Here is a 19,383-nt window from a genome sequence, read left to right on the forward strand (position 1 = left end):
GTGTATCGATGGTTTGCGACCGGACCCTTCGTTCCAGTTCGGCACGGTCTTCCTCGCTCAATATAATCGGCGCCGCAGTCAGCATTGCTCACCTCATCTCAAACTCAATATGTAGATGATAGCGCAGTCTTTAAATAGTGCAACCATTTCGCAAGCAGTACACTAGTGCATGCGCTGTTCAGGGTGACGGCGGCGAACAGGACGAGAGGGTAGAGTACTTTCATGGCGCCTCCAGAGTGGTTGAAACAAGCATGGGCTCACTGTATGGCGAATGTGCACAGCGATACTTGCCCCAACGCAATCTAGAGTGACGCCTGGCGAGGAGGCAGGTCCTAAAGCCCCGCTTCCTTCCAGGCAGAAAACCCCAGCCGCTTCAGCAGCCGGCCCGACAGCCCGCAGCTCCAGCAGCTGATCTGGATTTGCCTGTGGCTTGCCGGCCCCTGCGCATGCCAGGCTTGCTCGGCGTAGTCCAGCAGCGCGTCGCTGAGGGCAGAGTAGTCGGCCACGGGCGGCAGCCGTGTCATCAGTTCGGACACGCCGTGGGTCGCCTCCTTGATCTGCAGCAAGCCGGCCAGCAGGGCGCGCAGCACGGCGCCGTCGATCTTGCTGCTCGCTTGCGTGAAACGCTGCTGCCAGCACGGCTTGCGTTGTGGCCACAAGGCCAGCAGCGCAGGCACGTCGGTCGGCTGCAGTTGCCCGATCAGCTCGGCCGCTTCGAGAAAGAGGTCGAGGCGGTCGTATTCATCGTCGTCGCTGCACAGCAGTTCATCGAGTTCGTTTAACAGGCTCATGCCACCACGTTCGTGGGCGCGCCCCGCTCGAACGCTTCCACGTTGCCGATCAAGATGTCGGCCAGTTTCTGCATGGCTTCCCCGCTGGCCCAGGCCGTGTGCGGCGTGAGGATGAAGTTGGGCAGGCGCAAGTTCAACAGCGGATTGTCGGGCAGCGGTGGTTCCTTGGATAACACGTCGAAGCCGGCGCCGGCGATCACGCCGTTCGTCAATGCTGTGGCCAGCGCCGCCTCATCGACCAGGCCGCCGCGTGCCGTGTTGATCAGGAGCGACGTGGGCTGCATGCGCGCCAATTCCTCGGCGCCAAGGATATTGCGCGTCTGATCCGTCAAGGGCAGGTGCAGGCTGAGCACGTCGGACGTGGCCAGCAGCTCGTCGAACGTCACTTGCGTCACGCCATCGTCTTCGATGGCAGAACGGTTGTGCACGATGACTTGCATGCCGAAGGCGCGCCCTAGCCGCGCCACGGACTTGCCCAGCGCACCGTAACCGAGCAAGCCCAGGCGGCTGCCGGCCAGGTCGCGGATCGGGTGGCCGAACAGGCAGAAGCGGTCGGACGCCTGCCACAGGCCCGCTTCCACGTCCGCGCGATAAGCGACCAGCTGGCGGCGCAGGGCCAGCATCAGGGCCAGGGTGTGTTCGGGCACGGTGGCGCGCGCATAGTCGCGGATATTTGCCACCACGATGCCCCGTTCGCGGCAGGCGGCCAGGTCGAGGATATCCGTGCCGGTGGCGGCCACGGCGATCATTTTCAAGTCCGGCAACTGGGCCAGCTCGGCTGCGCGCAGCGGCACTTTATTTGTGATGGCGATCGTGGCGCCTTGCAGTCGGGAAACTGTCTGTTCGCTGCCCTTGCTGTGCGGATACTCTTCCCAGCTGTGCGCGAAGGCGGGCGGACGCACAGTGGCGATCAGGCTGTCGCGGTCGAGAAAGACGATGCGGTGCGGCGATATGATTGCTGCGGTCATGGCTGGGCCTCGGTCTGGGTGGCGCGCGCGCTGGCAAGGCTGCTCTTGCCCTTCAGTTGCGTGGCCGGGTGGTTGATAAACATGTCGGCGACCCATTCGACAAACACGCGCACCTTGGCGGACAAATGGCGGTTGGGCGGATAGATCACGTGGATGGGCAGCGGGTCGGATTCCCATTCATGGAGCAATTCCACCATTTTGCCCTGTTCTATCAGCGGCGCAAGCATGAAATGCGTCATTTGCACGATACCCAGGCCCGCCAGGCCGGCCGCCGCGTAGGCGTTCGAGTCGTTCAGGGCGATCTGGCTGGGCATGGACATCTGGATGCGTTCGCCAGCGCGCGTGAAATCCCATTCAAACGTTTTACCCGTCTTGGCGGAGAAAAAATTCACGCCTTGGTGCTGCGCCAGGTCGTTCGGGTGCAGCGGCGTGCCATAGCGCGCCAGGTAGCCGGGCGCGGCGCAGGTGATGAAATGCAGCACGCCGACCCGGCGCGCGATCAGGTTCAGGTCGCCCAGCTCGCCGCCGCGCACGGCGCAATCGACGCCTTCCTCGATCAAGTCGACGGGACGGTCGCTGCAACCCAGTTCCAGCGAGATGTCCGGGTAGCGGGCGAAAAAGTCGGGCAGGGCGGGGATGATCAGTTCGCTGGCCAGGGCCGTGGGCGCGTCCACGCGCAGCCGTCCGCTGGGGCTCAAGCGCGTGCGCGACAGCGATTCCTCTGCCTCGCGCACGTCCGACAGGATGCGCACGCAGCGTTCGTAATAGGCGGCGCCGTCGGAGGTGATGCTGACGTGGCGCGTGGTGCGGTTGAGCAATTTAACCGACAAGCTCGCTTCCAGCGACTGGATCAGGGTCGACACGGTGGCTTTCGGCAGCTGCATGTTTTCCGCTGCGCGCGTAAAGCCGCCCGCATCGACGACTTGGATGAAAACTTCCATGGCTTGCAGCTTGTTCACTTGATTTCCTATCACTTTATGCACGATTATTCAGAATCCTGAACAATCAATTCGTCATTGCACTCTTTATCAGATTGTAGATCAAGTCTATAGTTGTTGTACTGCAGCATAAGTGATGCCGCAGAAAGTACAACAGGAGAGATCATGGCTCATCGGAATGGAAACTTTGCAGTACCCGCGCTGGTTGCGGTTGTGCTTGCTCTGGCCGCGATGGTATCGACGGATGCCTACTCGTTGGCGGCGCAAAGCGAAGCCAGTGCTTATAGCGCCCTGACCCATGAGATGGGCGGCGTCGCCCTGTTGTGCCTGAACGACACCGTGCTCGATGTTGCCGTGCAGCCGGTGGTGGCGCAATGAGCTTTGCCGAGACCGCAGCCGAACTGGCACCTGATCAGGCGCTGAAGATACGCGACATCCAGGTGCAGGGCGCGCAGGATGCGCTCGCTGCCCGCGTCTACACGGCCGGCGTGCCGGGCGCCAGGCAGTCCAGCCTGATCGTCTTCTTCCATGGCGGCGGCTTTGTCGACGGCGACCTGGACGACGCGGACGACTTCCTGCGTTGCCTCGTGCTGAGCAACCCGGACCACGTGGTGCTGGCCGCGAACTACACGCTGGCGAAGGTGCGGCCATTCCCCGCCGCCGTGGAAGACGCGCATGCCGTGCTGCTGTGGGCGAAAAAGAACAAGTCCAAGCTGGGCTGGACGGGCAAGCAGATGGTGGTATCGGGCATCGAAGCGGGCGCCAACCTCGCTGCCGTGTGCGCCATGATGTCGCGCGACCGGGGCGGACCGCCCCTTGCGGGCCAAGTGCTGATCATGCCCATGCTCGATCCGGGCCTGTCGACCTGCTCGATGCGCACCTTGCCCAGTTGTCCGGACCTGGCGGAAGTGGCGGACCAGTGCGCCGCCGCCTATCGCGGCTACCTGCCGAATGCCGCTGATCGTACCCATCCGTACGCGTCGCCATTGCAGTCGAGCCGCCTGAAGAACCTGCCGCCAGCCTTGATATTGTCCGGCGAAGACGACCCATTGCGCGACGAGGCTGAACAATACGGCAGCAAATTGATCGCCTGCGGCATCAAGACCACCGTGCGGCGCATGGCCGCCGCCCCGTTGCAAGACGCGACAGCCCGCAATGCGTGCGCGTGCAAGGTGCAGGTATTGAGTGAAATCGCCAGCTTTGTCGCCGGACTGGGGCAGGAACCCGAGTCATAAAGCCGTCATCGGCAGCACCGCAAAAAAATTACACTAATCAGTTTACTTTTTGAGTTTCGGTTGCTACACTATGCAGTGTAGTTCCCATCTTGCCTGAGTTGTGCACTCGCACAGCCAGCTTCGTCGTCTCCGTCCGCTTTTAAGCAGTTGGCGGCCTGTTTACCTTTGATCGAGCGCCGTCGGGCGCCATGGCACCACCATTCACTTTTTCAGTTGGGTTGCTTGCTGCCGCCCATACCATTAGAAATTTTCATAAAACAGGGAAATAAAATGAAAAACGTTCAACAATTTTCCACCTTAGGTACACTCCTCAAGCCCCTGGCTGCCTCGCTGGCGCTGGCAGGACTGGTGGCCGTGAGCCTGGCCGGCTGCGATACGGCCAACAGCAAGGTGCCCGACGCGCCAGCGGCCGGCGGCCCGCCCATCTCGGCCGCCGCCGTCGTTGAAAAACAGATTACGGAAACGCAGGAATTCTCGGGCCGCCTGGAAGCGATCGAGCGCGTGGAAATCCGCTCGCGCGTCGGCGGCTTCATCACCTCCGTCAACTTCAAGCCGGGCAGCGAAGTGAAAAAGGGCGAGGTGTTGTTCGTCATCGATCCGCGTCCATTCCAGGCTGAAGTGTCGCGCGCCGAAGGCACGGCCGCCTCGGCCCGCGCCAAGGCGGAACTGGCCAAGCTGGAACTGTCGCGCGCTGAAAAGCTGCTGGCTGAAAAAGCCATCGCCCAGCGCGAATTCGATGAAAAAGCGTCGGGCTTGAAAGAGCTGGACGCGAATGCCCGCTCGGCGCAAGCCGCGTATGAAGCGGCCAAGCTGAATCTGTCGTACACGCAGGTGCAAGCACCGATCAGCGGCCGTGTCAGCAAGGCCGAAATCACCGTCGGCAACCTGATCGACGCGTCCGCCATCCTCACCTCCGTGGTCTCGACGGACCGCATCTACGCCAGCTTCGACGGCGATGAAGATACGTATCTGCGCGTGGCCGGCACAGCGCAAAAGGGCACGCCCGTCACCGTCAAGGTGGGCCTGGCCAACGAAACGGGCTTCCCGCATGAGGGCAAGCTGGAATTCGTCGACAACCAGCTCGACCCGGCCACGGGCAGCGTGCGCATGCGCGCCACCTTCGCCAATGCCGAGCGCCAGCTGGTGCCGGGCCTGTTTGCGCGCATCCAGCTCGACGGCGGCAATGGCCCGCACGCGCAAAGCACGGCGCTGTTGATCAGCGACCGCGCCGTCGGCACGGACCAGAGCCGCAAATACGTCTACGTGGTGGGCGCCGACAACAAGGCCGAATACCGCGCCGTCAAGCTGGGCCCGAACTCGGGCGGCTTGCGCGTGGTGCGCGAAGGCTTGAAAGCGGGCGAAAAAATCGTCGTCAACGGCTTGCAGCGCGTGCGCCCCGGCGCGCCGGTGACGCCGCAGATGGTGGCCATGGATTTCGACCCGACGGCGCCGGTCGCCCCTGCGAAACCTGAAGCAGCCAAGATCGCCGCCAAAGCAGCATCGACTTCCAAGGAATAAACATGAATTTTTCCCGCTTTTTCATCGACAAGCCGATTTTTGCGGCGGTGCTGTCGATCGTCATATTCGTGGCCGGGCTGCTGTCGATATTCGGCCTGCCCATCTCTGAATATCCCGACGTCGTGCCGCCATCCGTGGTGGTGCGCGCGCAGTACCCGGGCGCCAACCCGAAAGTGATCGCCGAAACCGTGGCCGCGCCGCTCGAAGAGCAGATCAACGGCGTCGAGAACATGCTCTACATGTCCTCGCAAAACACCTCCGATGGTTCGATGATGCTGACCGTGACCTTCAAGATCGGCACCAACGTCGAGCAGGCCGAGACGCAGGTGCAGAACCGCGTGCAGCGCGCCTTGCCGCGCCTGCCCGAGGAGGTGCGCCAGATCGGCGTGACGACCGTCAAGTCCTCGCCCAACCTGACCATGGTGGTGCACCTGGTTTCGCCTAACAAGCGCTATGACGATATGTATCTGCGTAACTACGCGGTGCTGAACGTCAAGGACCAGCTGGCCCGTTTGTCCGGCATGGGCGACATCCAGATCTTCGGCGCCGGCGACTATGCCATGCGCATCTGGCTCGACCCGCAAAAGGTAGCCGCGCGCGGCATGACGGCCAATGACGTCGTCGACGCCATCCGCGAGCAAAACGTGCAGGTGGCCGCCGGCGTGATCGGCGCTTCACCGGCGAAGAACTCGGACTTCCAGCTCACCGTCAATACCCAGGGCCGTCTGCAGACGCCCGAGGAATTTGGCGCCATCATCGTGCGCACGAATGCCGACGGCGCCGTGACGCACCTGAAGGACGTGGCGCGCGTGGAAATGGGCTCCAACAGCTATTCTCTGCGTTCGCTGCTGAACAATAATCCGGCCGTCGGCATGGGTATTTTCGAAGCGCCGAATGCCAACGCGCTGCAACTGTCTTCCGACGTGCGCGCCAAGATGGAGGAACTGAAAAAAGACTTCCCGCAAGGCGTGGAATACCGCATCGAGTACGACCCCACGCAGTTCGTGCGCTCGTCCATCGAAGCGGTGATCCATACGCTGCTCGAAGCGATTGCCCTGGTGGTGCTGGTGGTGATCATCTTCCTGCAAACCTGGCGCGCCTCCATCATTCCGCTGCTGGCCGTTCCCGTCTCCATCGTCGGCACCTTTGCCGTGATGCTGGGCTTTGGCTTCTCGATCAACACCCTGTCGCTGTTCGGCCTCGTGCTGGCCATCGGTATCGTCGTCGATGACGCCATCGTGGTAGTGGAAAACGTCGAGCGCAATATCGAGGAAGGCCTCTCGCCGCGCGACGCCACCATCCAGGCCATGAAAGAGGTCAGCGGTCCTATCGTCGCCATCGCCCTGGTGCTGTGCGCCGTGTTCGTGCCGATCGCCTTCGTCCCCGGCCTGTCGGGCGAGTTCTATCGCCAGTTCGCGCTGACCATCGCCATTTCGACCGTGATCTCCGCTTTCAGCTCGCTGACCCTGGCGCCAGCCCTGTCGGCTGCGCTGTTGAAACCGCACGATGCGCCGAAAGACGCGCTGACGCGCGGCATGGACATGGTCTTCGGCCGCTTCTTCGCCTGGTTCAACCGTTTCTTCGGCCGCGCTTCGCACCGCTATGAAGCGGGCGTGAAGGGCGTATTGGGCCGCAAGAGCGCCTCGCTGGGCGTGTATGCGCTGCTGGTCGTTGCCGCCATCTTCACCTTCAAGTCCGTGCCGGCCGGCTTCGTGCCAGCGCAGGACAAGCAATACCTGGTGGGTTTTGCGCAATTGCCCGACGCCGCTTCGCTGGACCGCACGGAAGATGTCGTGCGCCGCATGTCCGACGTCATCAAGTCGGTGCCTGGCGTTGAATCGACCATCGCCTTCCCCGGCCTGTCGATCAACGACTTCACCAATGCGCCGAACGCCGGCATCGTGTTTGCCACCCTGAAGCCGTTCGACGAACGCACCACCAAGGAGCTGTCGGGCGGCGCCATCGCGGCCGAGATCAACAAGCGCCTGGGCGGCATCCAGGACGCCTTCATCATGGTTTTCCCGCCACCACCGGTCAACGGGCTGGGTACCATCGGCGGCTTCAAGATGATGATCGAAGACCGCGGCAACCTCGGTTACGACGCGCTATACAACGCCACGCAGGCACTGGCCGCGAAAGCGTACCAGACGCCGGAACTGGCAGGTGTGTTCTCGGGCTACCAGATCAACGTGCCGCAGCTGTTTGCCGACGTCGACCGCGTGAAAGCCAAGCAGATGGGCGTGCAGCTGCAAACGATATACCAGACCTTGCAGATCAACCTCGGTTCGCTGTACGTGAACGACTTCAACCAGTTTGGCCGCACCTACCAGGTGCGCGTGCAAGCCGATGCCGAGTTCCGTTCGCATGCCCAGGATATCGCGCAGCTGAAGGTCCGTAATAACAAGGGCGAAATGATCCCGCTGTCGTCGTTGATGCGCGTCAAGGATAGCTATGGTCCTGACCGTGTGCAGCGCTACAACGCCTATGCCGCAGCTGATTTCAACGGCGGCGCCGCACCTGGCGTGTCGAGCGGTCAGGCGCAGGTCGCGCTGGAACGCATCGCCAAGGAAGTGCTGCCGCAGGGGATTTCGTATGAATGGACGGAGCTGACCTATCAGGATATCTTGTCCGGCAATACGATGATCTATGTCTTCCCGCTGTGCGTGCTGCTGGTGTTCCTGGTGCTCGCCGCGCAGTACGAAAGCTGGACCCTGCCGCTGGCCGTGATCCTGATCGTGCCGATGTCCATCCTCTGCGCGCTTCTTGGCGTGAAACTGACTGGTGGCGACAACAACGTGTTTACCCAGATCGCCCTGTTCGTGCTGGTGGGGCTGGCGTCGAAAAATGCGATCCTGATCGTGGAATTTGCCCGCGAACTGGAAGAGCATGGCCGCAGCGTCGTGCAAGCGGCGCTGGAAGCGTGCCGTCTGCGGTTGCGTCCGATCCTGATGACGTCGATCGCCTTCATCATGGGCGTGGTGCCCCTGGTGTTCTCGCACGGCGCCGGTTCGGAAATGCGCCATGCCATGGGCGTGGCGGTATTCGCCGGCATGCTGGGCGTAACCTTCTTCGGCCTGTTCCTGACGCCCGTGTTCTATGTACTGCTGCGCACCCTGGCGCAGCGTTTTGAGAAAAAACCAGCCACCGCTGTCGCCAAGCCTGCCGCCGCGCCAGCGCTGGACCTGGAAGGAGATATATATTGAAAACCAAGGAAATCATCTGGCGTGTCAAGCCTGTGTTGACCGCCATGGCAGCCGCCGTGCTGCTGGCCGCCTGCGCGGCGCCGGAGTTCAAGCAGCCGCAGATCGAGACGCCGACGGCGTTCAAGGAAGTGCAAACCTTGCCCGCCGTGCAGACGGCGGCCGACGGCACGCGCTGGAAGCAGGGCGCGCCAGCCGAGCGCCAGGCGCGCGGCGAATGGTGGCTGGCGTTTAACGATCCGGCTTTGACCAGCCTGATTAATGAGGCCACGCAGGCCAACGCCAACCTGGCCGTGGCCGCCGCCCGCGTCAAGCAGGCGAGGGCCATTGCCGGCATCGCCGAAGCGGACCGTATCCCGCAAGTGGGCGTGAACGTGGGCGGCCAGCGCAACCGCGCTTCCTCCGTGTCGCTCGGCTTGCCGAACGGCGCGCCGGTGGCAGCCACGAATGTCTACCAGGCCAACCTGACGGCCAGCTACGAAGTCGACCTGTTCGGCCGCGTGGCATCGAACGTCAGCGCCTCGCGCAGCGATGCGCTGGCCGTGGAAGCGACTTACCGCTCGGTGCTGCTGTCGCTGCAGGCCGACGTGGCGCAGACCTACTTCCAGTTGCGCGCCACGGACGCCGAGCTGGCGACCCTGGAACAGACGGTGCGCCTGCGCGAGGAAAGCGTGCATGTGAACCAGCGCCGCTATGACCTGGGCGACATCGGTGAATTCGATTTGTCGCGTGCCCGCACGGAGCTGTCGACCGTGCGCGTCGAAGCCATCGGCTTGCAGCGCCAGCGCGCCACCGGCGAGCATGCGCTGGCCGTCCTGCTGGGCAAACCGGCCGCCAGCTTCACGGCGACCGTCAACCCGCTGCAAGACAGCGGCTTCCTGCCCGTGATCCCGGCCGGCATGCCGTCGTCCCTGCTGGAACGCCGCCCCGACATCGCGTCGGCGCAGCGCACCATGGAAGCGTCGAATGCGCGCATCGGCGTGGCGAAATCGGCCATGTTCCCCGCCTTGAGCCTGAACGCCTCCGGTGGCGGCGCGTCCGATACCTTCTCGGACATCTTCAAGTGGAGCAGCCGCTCCTGGCTGCTGGGTGCCCTGATGTCGATGCCCATCATCGACGGCGGACGTAATAAAGCTGCCGTGAGCCGTAGCGAAGCGCAGCTGGAAGAATCGGTAGCGACGTATCGCCAGAGCGTGCTGGTGGCGTTCGCCGAGGTGGAAGACAACCTGGCCGGCTTGCGCATCCTGTCGGGCCAGACGCAGCAGATCGACGAAGCTGTCGTGTCGGCGCGCCGTTCGGCCGACCTGGCGCAAAAGCTGTACGACGCGGGCCGTTCCAGCTACCTCGATTTGCTGGATGCGCAGCGCAACCTGGCATCCATCGAGCGCAACGCCGTGCAATTGCGCGGCAACCGCGCCGTCACCACGGTGGCGCTGATCCGCGCGCTGGGCGGCGGCTGGGGCGAAACGGAGCCGCAGGTCGCGGCCAACTGATTTCCGGCACCGCGGGCTGGCATTCCCGGCCCGCAGCAAGGAAAACATCGTGAAAACGGCGTCGTGCAAAGCACGCCGCCGTTTTTTTTGTTTTCAGTCATTTGAATCCGTTTGCGGAGCGGCCGCGTAAGTACTCCTGCAATCATGCAAACGCAGTCATCCAGGAGATACCATCATGCGCACATTCGTTCCCGCAGCACTGTTCATCACTTCCATGCTGGCCGCCAGCGCCCCTTTTGCCGCCGACATGACGACCATGGTGGGTGGCCAAAGCATGTATCCGTCCAAGGACATCGTCGATAACGCCGTCAATTCGGCCGATCACACCACCCTGGTGGCTGCCGTCAAGGCTGCAGGCCTGGTCGATACCCTGAAAGGCAAGGGGCCATTTACCGTGTTCGCGCCGATGAATGCGGCGTTTGGCAAGCTGCCGGCCGGCACTGTCGAGACACTGGTCAAACCGGAAAACAAGGCGACGCTGACGAAAATCCTCACTTATCACGTGGTGCCCGGCAAATATGACTTCAAGGCGCTGGCCAAGGAAATCAAGATGCATGATGGTAAAGCCACCTTGCCCACGGCCAGTGGGGGCAAGCTGATGTTCGCCATGAACGGCATGCACAACATCGTGGTGATGGATGAGGGCGGCAATAGCGCCAACATCAGCACCTATGATGTGTATCAATCGAATGGCGTGATCAATGTCATTGACACGGTGCTGATGCCGAAATAAATAGAGGAAAAAACGAACGAAAAAAAGACAGGGAAACCCTGTCTTTTTGCCTGCTGCGTCCGCGATTACTTGGCTGGCGCTGCTGCCGGTGCGGAAGCTGCCGCTGTGGCCGGAGCTGTTGGCGTTGCCGGTGCTGCTTTCTTCGCCTTGTGATGCTTGGCTTTCTTGTGCGTCGCAGGCTTGACGGCGGCTGCCGGTGTTTCGGCCTTGGCGACAGGGGCGACGACAGGAATCGGTGCTACTGGAGCGACTGGCGCGACGGCTGGCGTTTGGGCGAAAGCGGCGGTGGCGAACAGGCTGGCGATCAGGGTGGCGATGACTTTTTTCATTTTAATATCCTTGGTGTGTGGTCAGTAAAGTGTGTCGGAATTATTTGGCTGGAGCTGCTTCAGCGGCAGCCGATGCCAGTTTTTCGTCAGCCTTGGCCTTGGTTTTCTTGGCCTTGTGATGTGCCTTGGCTTTCGTCGTGGCGGCTTCCGCTTTGGCGCTGGCTACGTCCGTCTTTGCGGCAACGACGGCTTTCGCTTCTTTTGCATCTGCTTTCACGACGGCTCGTGCTTCCTTGGCGTCCGCTTTCACGACGGCCTTGGTGTGGGTCGCTTCTACTTTGGCTGGAACCGAGGCTGCTGCGGTGGCATGCGCTGCAGGAGCTGCTGGCGTTTGAGCAAAGGCAGCGGTAGCGAACAGGCCGGCGATCAGGGTGGCGATAACTTTTTTCATGGTGCAGTCCTCAGTGGTGGTTTGTCTGGTATGTCTGTTGGTGCCTGAGCATACAACGCGCCCCCGGAAGCTTGCGTTGACGGTCATTACAAACGCTTACATCTGCGTTGCATCCGCCTTCAGGATGGCCTGCAGGATGTCTTCCGAACGGCGCTGTCCATAGCCCTTGCCATAGGCGCGCGATGCGATGCTGACCACCATGCGGCGCGCGGGGATCACATAGATCTTGTTGCCGCCATTGCCCGAGGCGAAATGCACGGCGATCTTTTGTCCGCCGATGTCCTGCGTCTTCGCGTACCAGAAATAGCCATAACTGTCCGCGTAGCGGTCGACTGCGCCGATGGCCACGCGTGGCGCCAGCGCGGCCTTGATCCATGCGGCATCGATCACCCGCCGGCCATCGACGACGCCGTCATCGAGCACCATCTGGCCAATCTTTGCCGTGTCGCGTGCGCGCAGCGACAGATTGCCCTGGCCTTTCGGGTGCTTGGCCACGTCGCGGCCCCAGCTCCAGCGGGAGATGCCTAGCGGCGCGAACAAGACCCTGGCGGCATAGTCTTCCAGGTCGGCGCCGCTGGCGTTCTCCACCACGCGCCCCGCGATGTAGGCACCCAGCGAGTTGTAGCGGTAGGTGCTGCCCGGCGCCGTGGCTGCCGGCACGCCGCGCACGAAGGCAGCGGGATCGGACGCCGCATCGAGCTTGTCTTCATTGCCCGGCGACTGTTCGTCTTCGTCAAAGGCAGCCAGGCCCGAACGCATGGTCAGCAAGTCGTCGAGGGCGACCTTGCCGGCGGGGCTGTTCGCCGCTTCGGGCCAGTAGTCGCCCACCGTCTTGCTGGTGGCCAGCGGTCCCCGCGCCACGGCCGCGCCCACCAGCAGCGCGGTGATGCTCTTGCCGGCCGAACGGATGTCGTGCAGGGTCTCGGCCGTCTCGCCGTTGTAATAGCGTTCGGCGACGATGGCGCCCTCGCGCAGCACGACGACGGCGCGCAAGTCGCCATGGCTGTCGCGGTCCTGGGCTTGCAGGACTTGCGCGATGGTGGCGGGAACGCTGTCCTGCGCCAGGGCGGTGCAGCTCAGGAGGAGGGAACTCGATAGCAAAAAGTTCAGGCGGCGCATGGACAGCTTTCGTGGCGATGGTCGGATTGCCAGTGTCGCTCATGTGTGGCGCTTTGTCGCGTGCAAGCTGGCCTGTTCGATGAAGTTCGCATGAAGGCGCGGCGGAAGCGGCGGCATGCAAAAAGGACAGCCGAAGCTGTCCCTGGTAGTGCCGGCGAAGTGGCCACGCCAGCGCAGACCCGGCGGATGCGCTTGCGTGGCTGTATTCGCGATTATTTCGCTGGTGCTGGCGTTGCCGGCACGGTTTCTGCCGCTTTCGCTGCATCCGCTTTCACCTTGGCTTTGCTGGCCTTGTGATGGGCCTTGGCCTTGGTGGCTTTGGCATCGGCCTTGGCGCTGGCGACATCGGCTTTCGCGTCGGCGGATGCAGCAGCCACTTTGGCATCGGCTTTCACGACAGCCTTGGTTTCCTTGGCTTCTGCCTTGACCACGGCTTTCGTGTGGGCCGCTTCCGCCTTGGCAGGCACTGCCGGGGCGGCAGGGGTTTGGGCGAAGGCTGCGGTAGCGAACAGGCTGGCGACGAGGGTGGCGATAACTTTTTTCATTTTATTTTCCTGGCGAGTGGTGAGCGATGGTGTGTCGAGGATTACTTGGCTACTGCTGGTGCTGCTTCAGCGGTGGCCGAAGCCAGTTTTGCATCGGCCTTGGCCTTGGTGTGCTTGGCCTTGTGATGCGCCTTGGCTTTGGTGGTGGCGGCCTGCGTTTTTGCGCTGACCACTTCCGTTTTTGCGGCAACGACGGCTTTCGCTTCTTTTGCATCTGCTTTCACGACGGTTTGTGCTTCCTTGGCGTCCGCTTTCACGACGGCCTTGGTGTGGGCCGCTTCCACTTTGGCGGGAACCGAGGCTGCTGGCGCTGCGGGCGCTTGAGCAAAGGCAGCGGTAGCGAACAGGCCGGCGATCAGGGTAGCGATTACGTTTTTCATGGTGCAGTCCTCAGTGGTGGTTTGTCTGGTACGTCTGTTGGTGTTGGGATGATTCCCGTGTCACTGAGCATAAAACGCGCCCCGGAAGCTTGGCGTTGACCTTGTTTACATTTTCTTACAATCAGGTGTTTTAAAAGGCGTTGCTGTGTGATGCGGACATTAAAACGGAAAAAGACAGCCGAAGCTGTCTTTTTGAGTGGCGCAGAACATGCGCGGAACTGATTATTTGGCTGCTGCTGCGGTCGCTTCAGTTTTGGCTTCGTCAGCTTTGGCCTTGGCTTTTTTCGCTTTGTGATGGGCTTTGGCCTTGGTGGCGCTGGCGTCAGCCTTGGCGCTGGCGACATCGGCTTTCGCATCGGCGACGACGGCGGCTTCCTTCGCATCGGCTTTCACGACGGCCTTGGTTTCTTTCGCTTCTGCTTTGGCCACTTCCTTGGTGTGCTTGGCCTCGGCCTTGGCAGGCGCGGCTGGCGTTTGAGCAAAGGCTGCGGTAGCGAACAAGCCGGCGATCAGAGTAGCGATTACTTTTTTCATGGTGCAGTTCCTCGAGAAGTGGGTTGTAGTTCAGGAGATGCATTTCCCCTGTCACTGAGCCAAAAACGCGCCGTCTGGCAATTGCGTTGACACGCCATTACAAATACTTACACTTGCCGTGTGACCGCCTTGCCGCATGGTCTGCGTCGCGTCGACGCACTCGGTTAGCTGGCGTACCGCGTCGGCCTGGAATCGATGCCAACGTAACCGCATGGCGCCGCCATGAAAGCCACCTTGAAAATCTATCAAGCCAAGCGCAATTTCGCCGTCACGCCTGAGCCGGCAGGCGGCGGCGAGGTCGCGGGCGAGGTGCTCACCTTCGTGATCCAGAAGCACTGGGCCAGCCGTTTGCACGATGATTTTCGCCACTGGCTGAAATCCGCTCGCCGGGGATATGCACGAGGCCGGCGCTGATGGCGCCTTTCCACAATGCACGCGCCATCGCCTAGTTCCCCACGTTACCGGAGGACTGCTCCTTGTTGTCGTTCATGCCGGCCTCCGTGGAAACGCAGATCCAGTATCGGCGCGGCACCAGCGTCCAACGCTGCGTTTGCTAACAGAGTGGCGAAAGCAGGTGTAAAGTTATATGATGATTGACATAATTACGGGAGGGCAGCATGAAAGTGAGCAGGGAACAGGCGGCGCTGAACCGCGAGCGCATCGTCGACGTGGCGGCCAGATTGTTCCGCGAAAAGGGGTACGACGGCATCGGCGTGGCCGACCTGATGAAGGGCGCAGGCCTCACGCATGGCGGCTTCTATGGTCACTTCGCGTCCAAGGAAGACTTGATGATCGAGGCGTGCCAGCATGCCTTGAATCAGTCGCTGGAAGGCTGGCGGGCGAAGATCGCCAGCGACCCGCAGCATGCCTTGCCGGCGATTGTCGGCAACTACCTGAGCACCAGGCACCGCGACCAGCCGGGCGGCGGCTGCCCGGCGGCGGCCATGGGCGTCGATGCGGCGCGCATGTCGCCCGGCGCGCGCCCCGCGTTTACGCAAGCCGCGCAGCAGCAGTTCGCGCTGCTGCAGGATGTGCTGCCCGATGGCGCGCCGGATGGCACGCAGGAGCGGCGGCGCCAGCAGGCGATCGCCACGTTTGCCGCCATGGTGGGCGCCATGGTGCTGGCCCGTTCCGTCGATGACGAGGCCCTGTCGGCGGAAATCCTCGATGCCGTGAAGGCGCAATTACTGCCAGACTGAGCACGGCAGCCAAGTACCCCCCCTGTCAGCCGGCCTCGTCGCATGATAGGCTTCGGTTTTCAGAATTTGGGATTTCATCATGCTGCTCTGGCTCAGACAATACCGGCGTCCTCTGTTGGCCGGGGACATCACTGCCGGTATCGTTGTCGCCATGATGATGGTGCCGCAAGGCATGGCCTACGCGCTGGTGGCCGGCTTGCCGCCCGTGGTGGGCATTTACGCCAGCATCTTGCCGCCCGTGCTGTACGCCTTGTTCGGCAGCAGCATGACGCAATCGGTGGGCCCCATGGCCATCGTCTCGCTGATGACGGCTGCCGCGCTGGCGCCGCTGGCCGACCCCGGTTCCTCTTTATATATCGTCCTGGCCGCCCAGTTGGCCTTCATCAGCGGCCTGGTCCTGTTGCTGTGCGGCGTGCTGCGCCTGGGCTTCATGGCCAGCTTCCTGTCGCGCCCCGTGATTAGCGGCTTCAGCAATGGCGCCGCGATCCTGATCATCTGGGGCCAGATCACGCCCTTGCTCGGTGCCAGCATTCCCCACTGGCATGCGCCCAGCCTGGTCCTCGGGCTGTCTGGCCTGCTGTTCCTGTGGCTGGCCAAGCGCTACGCGTCGCGCCTGCTGCAGCGCTGCGGCTTGCACCCGGTAGCGGCCGATGTCGGGGCGCGCCTGGCACCGATGGCGCTGGTGCTGGCCGGCATCGCCCTCGTCGCCTATGGGGGCCTGGAAGCGATGGGCGTGCAGACGACGGGCCACGTGCCCAGCGGCTTGCCGGGCCTGAACCTGGCCACCTCAGGCGCCCATTGGCGCACCTTGCTGTCGCCGGCGCTGCTGATCGCCTTCATCATTTTTTTAATGAGCATGTCCGCCGCCCAGACCCTGGCGCAAAAGCGGGGCGAAAAACTGCACACGAACCGGGAGTTGCTGGGCCTGGGCGCGGCCAACGTGGCCAGCGCCCTGTCGGGCGGCTTTCCTGTCACGGGTTCGATTTCCCGCTCGGCTGTCAATTTCCAGGCGGGCGCCAACACGCCGCTGGCCAGCATCATCACGGCGGGCTTGCTGGCGCTGGCGCTGGTGGCGCCCACGGGCTGGCTGGCGCTGCTGCCACTGCCCGTGCTGGCAGCCACCATCATCTTTGCCGTCAGCAGCCTGCTCGATTGGGATACCTTGAAACTGTCGTGGCGCTACGACCGCAGCGATGCGCTAGCCCTGCTGGCGACCACGGCCGGCGTGCTGGTGCTGGGCGTGGAAGCGGGCGTGGTGATCGGCGTGCTGCTGTCGATGGGCACCCTGATCTGGCGCGCCAGCCGCCCGCACATCGCCGTGCTGGGGCGTATTCCGCATAGCGAGCATTTCCGCAACGTGGAGCGCTACGAGGCGCAAACCTTGCCCGACGTCTTGCTGCTGCGCATCGATGCGGGCCTGTTCTTCGGCAACGTGGAAGCCGTCACCGAGCGCGTGGAAGACGAATTGCGCGGCCATCCGACGGCGCGCCACCTGGTGCTGGTGCTGTCGGCCGTCAACCAGATCGACAGCACGGCCTTGCTGGGCTTGATCGAACTGAATAGCGCGCTGAGCAAGCGCGGCATCAGCCTGAACCTGGCCGAAGTGAAGGGCCCCGTGATGGACCGCTTGCGCCAGAGCAGCCTGTTGCAAGACCTGAGCGGCAAGCTGTACCTGAGCACGGCGCTGGCGACGGCTGATTTAAGTGGAGAACATGCATGAGGATGGAACTGAATCTGCATGGCGAGCCGCATGTAATGGATAGCCTCCTTGCGCTGGAACAGGTGCTGATCGACGCGCGCGCGCTGGCGCAGTGCGAACTGTGGCTGACCCTGGCCACCGAGGCGGAGCAGGGCCCGGCCCTGTGCATGCTGCGCAACGGCGGCAACGCGTGGCTGATGTATCTGTCGGGGCAGGATGACCTGAGTTTTCACTCGCTGGGCGACGAGGAGGCAGACGGTGTTTGCAGCTACCTGCTGGCCAATGGCCAGGTGGACGAGTATCCGGAAGCCTGGTGCGTGGAGGTGGAGCAATGCCAGCGGGCTTGCATCGCGTTTTTCAAAACTGGCGGCGCGCGGCCGGCCGGTATCGCGTGGGAAGCGGATTGAGATGCTGCAAACCACGCAAACCATCATCGCCGATATCGACAATGAATTGCTGGCCGCGCTGGACGCCAAGGCAGGTTTATTGACGCTGCGCGTCATCCTGCTGCGCTACCACGCCAGCGGCGTGACGGCGGCGCAGGTGGCAGCCTTGCTGCATGAACTGCGTCCAGCCACGCAGGAGGGCCCGCTGGAAGACGTGATACTGGACGTCCTCGACATGGTGACGGGCTGGTGCGCGCCGCAGTTGCGCGTATGGGACGGGGCAGGGGAAGACTATGCATCCTGAAAAGTTCAAGCAGGTGGCGCGGCTGCCGCCCGCCGAACGCCATGCCTACTTTGTACGCAAGGTAGCCGATACGCAAGAAGTGTGGGGCTTGCAGCACGACGGCTGGGCCACGGCGCAAGCCGGCGGCAAGGTCGTCATCCCGTTCTGGCCGGAAGCGGCCTTTGCGCAAGCGTGCGCCAGCGGCGAGTGGGAGCATTTCCAGCCGCGCGCCATCGCGCTCGGCGATTTTTTGGCCAAGTGGTTGCCTGGCATGGCGAGCAATGACGAGCTGGCTTCGGTATTTTCAGTGCCGCAAGGCGGCGCCAGCATCGTGGCGCCGGCTGATTTGCTGAGGGATTTGCAACATGAGTCAGAGCAATATGAATGAGCGCCTGGACGCCTGGTACGACGGCTCGGCCATCTGCCTGATCGCCGTCGGCGCCCACGGCGACCCGCTGGATCTGGGCGACGACGAAGTGCGCGCGCTGATCGCGAAGCTGCAGCACTGTCTGGCCGAGTCCGAAGCTGCTGCCACGCAAGACTGACGGCTCAGTCGGCCGCCAGCACCTTTTCCATCGCCACGCTGGCCAGACTGATGCCGCTGGGATGCGCATACGCTTCCTCGCGCAAGCAGACAAAGCCGGCGGCCCGGTAAAACGGCACGGCGTTCAGCGATGCGGACAGGTGCAGGCGGACGATGCCGCGCTGGCGCGCCAGCAGCTCCAGCGCGGCCAGCAGCCGCTTGCCGATACCCAGGCCCGCACGGGCCGGATCGACAAACACGGCATCGACTTCCTGCTTGTCCAGGTCCAGCATGGCGTAGCCGGCGATGGCCTCGCCCTGCATCGCCACGATGCCGCCACCGGCAGCCAGCATGGCGGCATAAGCGTCCGGCACGGGCGAGGCCGTCCATACGGCGATCTGTTCCGGTGCATAGTGCGTGGCACAACCGACGCGCACGGCCACCGTGCGCAGGGCCCACAGGGCGTCGATGTCGGCTGGCAGGGCGGGGCGAAGATGAATCATCATTGAGTCTTGAGAAAAGCCCATGCTAGCGCAATGCCGCCACATGCGCCAGCATGCTTTCTTGTTACTGCGCGGGTTTATCCGGATCGATATAGTAGGAACCGGGCGGCGCACCCGGCACTTTCACCCGGAACTTCAAGCCGGACAGCAGCTTGTCCCACAAGGCGATGGCTTCTTCGTCCGTCAGCGACGCGGCTTCGGCGGCGCCTACTGTGTTGTAGGCAACCTTGGTGTACATATGCACCCCCAGCACAGATGGATTCGCGACATCGCGCGGTTTGCCGACCAGGGCCCATTCAAAATCGTGTACGCCATCTGTTCGTCGTATCAGCGATTCTTCGCCCTGCCAGTGCTGGACGTTGCGTTTGCCCTCGCGTAGCAGGGTTCGCTTGGGATACCGATTGCCTTGCCGGTCTTTTGCTTGCTGAATTCGGTGAATTAAGGAGAGGTCACCTCTCACTTTCCTTTCGAACTCAGCAGATGAGTAATTGTCAAGACCGGCCTGGTTATATACGCGTTTAACGAATAATTCCGGCTTTTTCTCCTGCCATTTCTTCATCGCCTGAATCGGTGTTGCGTTATCCAAGGCGCGCTGGGGAATGTTGTGGTTGTAGAT

Annotated in this window: 24 protein-coding genes; 13 read left to right on the forward strand and 11 right to left on the reverse strand. The window is 62.6% G+C overall.

From position 1 onward, the window contains the following. Positions 1-332: 332 nt before the first annotated feature. Genes CSZ94_RS24540 through CSZ94_RS24550 form a run of 3 tightly spaced genes read right to left on the reverse strand, consistent with a single transcriptional unit; the run spans position 333 to position 2,718 of the window. Positions 333-791, reverse strand: coding sequence for a hypothetical protein (locus CSZ94_RS24540; protein WP_102123916.1), 459 nt, complete (start codon positions 789-791; stop codon positions 333-335). Continuing rightward, positions 788-1,759: a D-2-hydroxyacid dehydrogenase gene (locus CSZ94_RS24545; RefSeq protein ID WP_102123917.1), complete on the reverse strand. Its 972-nt coding sequence runs from the start codon at positions 1,757-1,759 to the stop codon at positions 788-790. The genes CSZ94_RS24540 and CSZ94_RS24545 overlap by 4 nt, the downstream gene beginning before the upstream one ends. Next, on the reverse strand, positions 1,756-2,718 hold the full coding sequence (locus CSZ94_RS24550) for a LysR family transcriptional regulator (RefSeq protein WP_102123918.1): 963 nt from the start codon (positions 2,716-2,718) through the stop codon (positions 1,756-1,758). Before CSZ94_RS24550 ends, CSZ94_RS24545 begins: the two co-directional genes overlap by 4 nt. A gap of 144 nt (positions 2,719-2,862) precedes the next feature. On the opposite strand from CSZ94_RS24550, the gene CSZ94_RS28175 reads away from it, so the two are divergent. The 6 genes from CSZ94_RS28175 (at position 2,863) to CSZ94_RS24575 (ending at position 10,876) form a co-directional block, all read left to right on the forward strand. After that, positions 2,863-3,075 (forward strand): hypothetical protein, encoded by a 213-nt coding sequence (locus tag CSZ94_RS28175; RefSeq protein ID WP_180977615.1) that lies wholly within the window; start codon positions 2,863-2,865, stop codon positions 3,073-3,075. Then, positions 3,072-3,932, forward strand: coding sequence for an alpha/beta hydrolase (locus tag CSZ94_RS24555; protein ID WP_102123919.1), 861 nt, complete (start codon positions 3,072-3,074; stop codon positions 3,930-3,932). The genes CSZ94_RS28175 and CSZ94_RS24555 overlap by 4 nt, the downstream gene beginning before the upstream one ends. 270 nt (positions 3,933-4,202) lie before the next feature. Further along, on the forward strand, positions 4,203-5,450 hold the full coding sequence (locus CSZ94_RS24560) for an efflux RND transporter periplasmic adaptor subunit (RefSeq protein ID WP_102123920.1): 1,248 nt from the start codon (positions 4,203-4,205) through the stop codon (positions 5,448-5,450). Between the two features lie 2 nt (positions 5,451-5,452). Continuing rightward, entirely contained in the window at positions 5,453-8,653 is a 3,201-nt protein-coding gene (locus CSZ94_RS24565; protein ID WP_102123921.1) for an efflux RND transporter permease subunit, read from the forward strand. A 44-nt stretch (positions 8,654-8,697) separates the two neighbouring features. After that, entirely contained in the window at positions 8,698-10,143 is a 1,446-nt protein-coding gene (locus CSZ94_RS24570; RefSeq protein ID WP_102123933.1) for an efflux transporter outer membrane subunit, read from the forward strand. A gap of 175 nt (positions 10,144-10,318) precedes the next feature. Continuing rightward, positions 10,319-10,876 (forward strand): fasciclin domain-containing protein, encoded by a 558-nt coding sequence (locus tag CSZ94_RS24575; protein WP_219726048.1) that lies wholly within the window; start codon positions 10,319-10,321, stop codon positions 10,874-10,876. Between the two features lie 65 nt (positions 10,877-10,941). Here CSZ94_RS24575 and CSZ94_RS24580 read toward each other — a convergent pair whose 3' ends face one another. From CSZ94_RS24580 to CSZ94_RS24605, 6 genes are all read right to left on the reverse strand, one after another. Continuing rightward, on the reverse strand, positions 10,942-11,205 hold the full coding sequence (locus CSZ94_RS24580) for a hypothetical protein (protein ID WP_102123922.1): 264 nt from the start codon (positions 11,203-11,205) through the stop codon (positions 10,942-10,944). A 40-nt stretch (positions 11,206-11,245) separates the two neighbouring features. Continuing rightward, complete coding sequence (locus tag CSZ94_RS24585; protein WP_102123923.1) at positions 11,246-11,596, reverse strand: hypothetical protein; 351 nt, start codon at positions 11,594-11,596, stop codon at positions 11,246-11,248. Positions 11,597-11,692: 96 nt separating this feature from the next. Next, positions 11,693-12,715: a serine hydrolase domain-containing protein gene (locus CSZ94_RS24590; protein WP_102123924.1), complete on the reverse strand. Its 1,023-nt coding sequence runs from the start codon at positions 12,713-12,715 to the stop codon at positions 11,693-11,695. A 212-nt stretch (positions 12,716-12,927) separates the two neighbouring features. After that, positions 12,928-13,260 carry a hypothetical protein gene (locus CSZ94_RS24595; protein WP_102123925.1) on the reverse strand — a complete coding sequence of 111 codons (333 nt, stop codon included), beginning with the start codon at positions 13,258-13,260 and terminating at the stop codon, positions 12,928-12,930. A gap of 41 nt (positions 13,261-13,301) precedes the next feature. After that, positions 13,302-13,640, reverse strand: a complete 339-nt coding sequence (locus CSZ94_RS24600; RefSeq protein WP_102123926.1) for a hypothetical protein — start codon at positions 13,638-13,640, stop codon at positions 13,302-13,304. 222 nt (positions 13,641-13,862) lie between these two features. After that, positions 13,863-14,174 carry a hypothetical protein gene (locus tag CSZ94_RS24605; RefSeq protein WP_102123927.1) on the reverse strand — a complete coding sequence of 104 codons (312 nt, stop codon included), beginning with the start codon at positions 14,172-14,174 and terminating at the stop codon, positions 13,863-13,865. Positions 14,175-14,396: 222 nt separating this feature from the next. Here CSZ94_RS24605 and CSZ94_RS28180 point away from each other — a divergent pair, with 222 nt between their 5' ends. The 7 genes from CSZ94_RS28180 to CSZ94_RS27760 all read left to right on the forward strand — a co-directional run bounded on the left by CSZ94_RS28180 (position 14,397) and on the right by CSZ94_RS27760 (position 18,286). Continuing rightward, entirely contained in the window at positions 14,397-14,588 is a 192-nt protein-coding gene (locus CSZ94_RS28180) for a hypothetical protein (RefSeq protein ID WP_180977617.1), read from the forward strand. A gap of 203 nt (positions 14,589-14,791) precedes the next feature. Further along, a complete protein-coding gene (locus CSZ94_RS24615; RefSeq protein WP_102123928.1) occupies positions 14,792-15,373 on the forward strand; it encodes a TetR/AcrR family transcriptional regulator in 582 nt (193 codons plus the stop codon). Positions 15,374-15,452: 79 nt separating this feature from the next. Continuing rightward, entirely contained in the window at positions 15,453-17,093 is a 1,641-nt protein-coding gene (locus tag CSZ94_RS24620; protein ID WP_102123929.1) for a SulP family inorganic anion transporter, read from the forward strand. 35 nt (positions 17,094-17,128) lie between these two features. After that, on the forward strand, positions 17,129-17,479 hold the full coding sequence (locus CSZ94_RS24625; protein WP_180977616.1) for an Imm1 family immunity protein: 351 nt from the start codon (positions 17,129-17,131) through the stop codon (positions 17,477-17,479). Position 17,480: 1 nt separating this feature from the next. Then, complete coding sequence (locus CSZ94_RS24630) at positions 17,481-17,762, forward strand: hypothetical protein (RefSeq protein WP_102123931.1); 282 nt, start codon at positions 17,481-17,483, stop codon at positions 17,760-17,762. Further along, complete coding sequence (locus CSZ94_RS24635) at positions 17,752-18,129, forward strand: DUF2750 domain-containing protein (RefSeq protein WP_102123932.1); 378 nt, start codon at positions 17,752-17,754, stop codon at positions 18,127-18,129. Before CSZ94_RS24630 ends, CSZ94_RS24635 begins: the two co-directional genes overlap by 11 nt. Next, complete coding sequence (locus CSZ94_RS27760; protein ID WP_146009892.1) at positions 18,107-18,286, forward strand: hypothetical protein; 180 nt, start codon at positions 18,107-18,109, stop codon at positions 18,284-18,286. The genes CSZ94_RS24635 and CSZ94_RS27760 overlap by 23 nt, the downstream gene beginning before the upstream one ends. 4 nt (positions 18,287-18,290) lie before the next feature. On the opposite strand, the gene CSZ94_RS24640 is transcribed toward CSZ94_RS27760, so the two are convergent. After that, a complete protein-coding gene (locus tag CSZ94_RS24640; RefSeq protein ID WP_258001180.1) occupies positions 18,291-18,770 on the reverse strand; it encodes a GNAT family N-acetyltransferase in 480 nt (159 codons plus the stop codon). Positions 18,771-18,831: 61 nt separating this feature from the next. After that, positions 18,832-19,383: T6SS immunity protein Tli4 family protein (locus CSZ94_RS24645; RefSeq protein ID WP_258001181.1), on the reverse strand; the 552-nt coding region annotated here is incomplete at its 5' end.

This window comes from Janthinobacterium sp. ROICE36 (genome assembly GCF_002869965.1).
Classification (GTDB): Bacteria; Pseudomonadota; Gammaproteobacteria; order Burkholderiales; family Burkholderiaceae_D; genus Janthinobacterium.

Coding starts and splice junctions, on each gene's coding strand:
- CSZ94_RS24540 (WP_102123916.1), bottom strand. CDS start 791: ATGAGCCTGTTAAACGAACTCGATGAACTGCTGTGCAGCGACGACGAT.
- CSZ94_RS24545 (WP_102123917.1), bottom strand. CDS start 1,759: ATGACCGCAGCAATCATATCGCCGCACCGCATCGTCTTTCTCGACCGC.
- CSZ94_RS28175 (WP_180977615.1), top strand. CDS start 2,863: ATGGCTCATCGGAATGGAAACTTTGCAGTACCCGCGCTGGTTGCGGTT.
- CSZ94_RS24555 (WP_102123919.1), top strand. CDS start 3,072: ATGAGCTTTGCCGAGACCGCAGCCGAACTGGCACCTGATCAGGCGCTG.
- CSZ94_RS24560 (WP_102123920.1), top strand. CDS start 4,203: ATGAAAAACGTTCAACAATTTTCCACCTTAGGTACACTCCTCAAGCCC.
- CSZ94_RS24565 (WP_102123921.1), top strand. CDS start 5,453: ATGAATTTTTCCCGCTTTTTCATCGACAAGCCGATTTTTGCGGCGGTG.
- CSZ94_RS24570 (WP_102123933.1), top strand. CDS start 8,698: ATGGCAGCCGCCGTGCTGCTGGCCGCCTGCGCGGCGCCGGAGTTCAAG.
- CSZ94_RS24575 (WP_219726048.1), top strand. CDS start 10,319: ATGCGCACATTCGTTCCCGCAGCACTGTTCATCACTTCCATGCTGGCC.
- CSZ94_RS24580 (WP_102123922.1), bottom strand. CDS start 11,205: ATGAAAAAAGTCATCGCCACCCTGATCGCCAGCCTGTTCGCCACCGCC.
- CSZ94_RS24585 (WP_102123923.1), bottom strand. CDS start 11,596: ATGAAAAAAGTTATCGCCACCCTGATCGCCGGCCTGTTCGCTACCGCT.
- CSZ94_RS24590 (WP_102123924.1), bottom strand. CDS start 12,715: ATGCGCCGCCTGAACTTTTTGCTATCGAGTTCCCTCCTCCTGAGCTGC.
- CSZ94_RS24595 (WP_102123925.1), bottom strand. CDS start 13,260: ATGAAAAAAGTTATCGCCACCCTCGTCGCCAGCCTGTTCGCTACCGCA.
- CSZ94_RS24600 (WP_102123926.1), bottom strand. CDS start 13,640: ATGAAAAACGTAATCGCTACCCTGATCGCCGGCCTGTTCGCTACCGCT.
- CSZ94_RS24605 (WP_102123927.1), bottom strand. CDS start 14,174: ATGAAAAAAGTAATCGCTACTCTGATCGCCGGCTTGTTCGCTACCGCA.
- CSZ94_RS28180 (WP_180977617.1), top strand. CDS start 14,397: ATGAAAGCCACCTTGAAAATCTATCAAGCCAAGCGCAATTTCGCCGTC.
- CSZ94_RS24615 (WP_102123928.1), top strand. CDS start 14,792: ATGAAAGTGAGCAGGGAACAGGCGGCGCTGAACCGCGAGCGCATCGTC.
- CSZ94_RS24620 (WP_102123929.1), top strand. CDS start 15,453: ATGCTGCTCTGGCTCAGACAATACCGGCGTCCTCTGTTGGCCGGGGAC.
- CSZ94_RS24625 (WP_180977616.1), top strand. CDS start 17,129: ATGGATAGCCTCCTTGCGCTGGAACAGGTGCTGATCGACGCGCGCGCG.
- CSZ94_RS24630 (WP_102123931.1), top strand. CDS start 17,481: ATGCTGCAAACCACGCAAACCATCATCGCCGATATCGACAATGAATTG.
- CSZ94_RS24635 (WP_102123932.1), top strand. CDS start 17,752: ATGCATCCTGAAAAGTTCAAGCAGGTGGCGCGGCTGCCGCCCGCCGAA.
- CSZ94_RS27760 (WP_146009892.1), top strand. CDS start 18,107: ATGAGTCAGAGCAATATGAATGAGCGCCTGGACGCCTGGTACGACGGC.
- CSZ94_RS24640 (WP_258001180.1), bottom strand. CDS start 18,770: ATGATGATTCATCTTCGCCCCGCCCTGCCAGCCGACATCGACGCCCTG.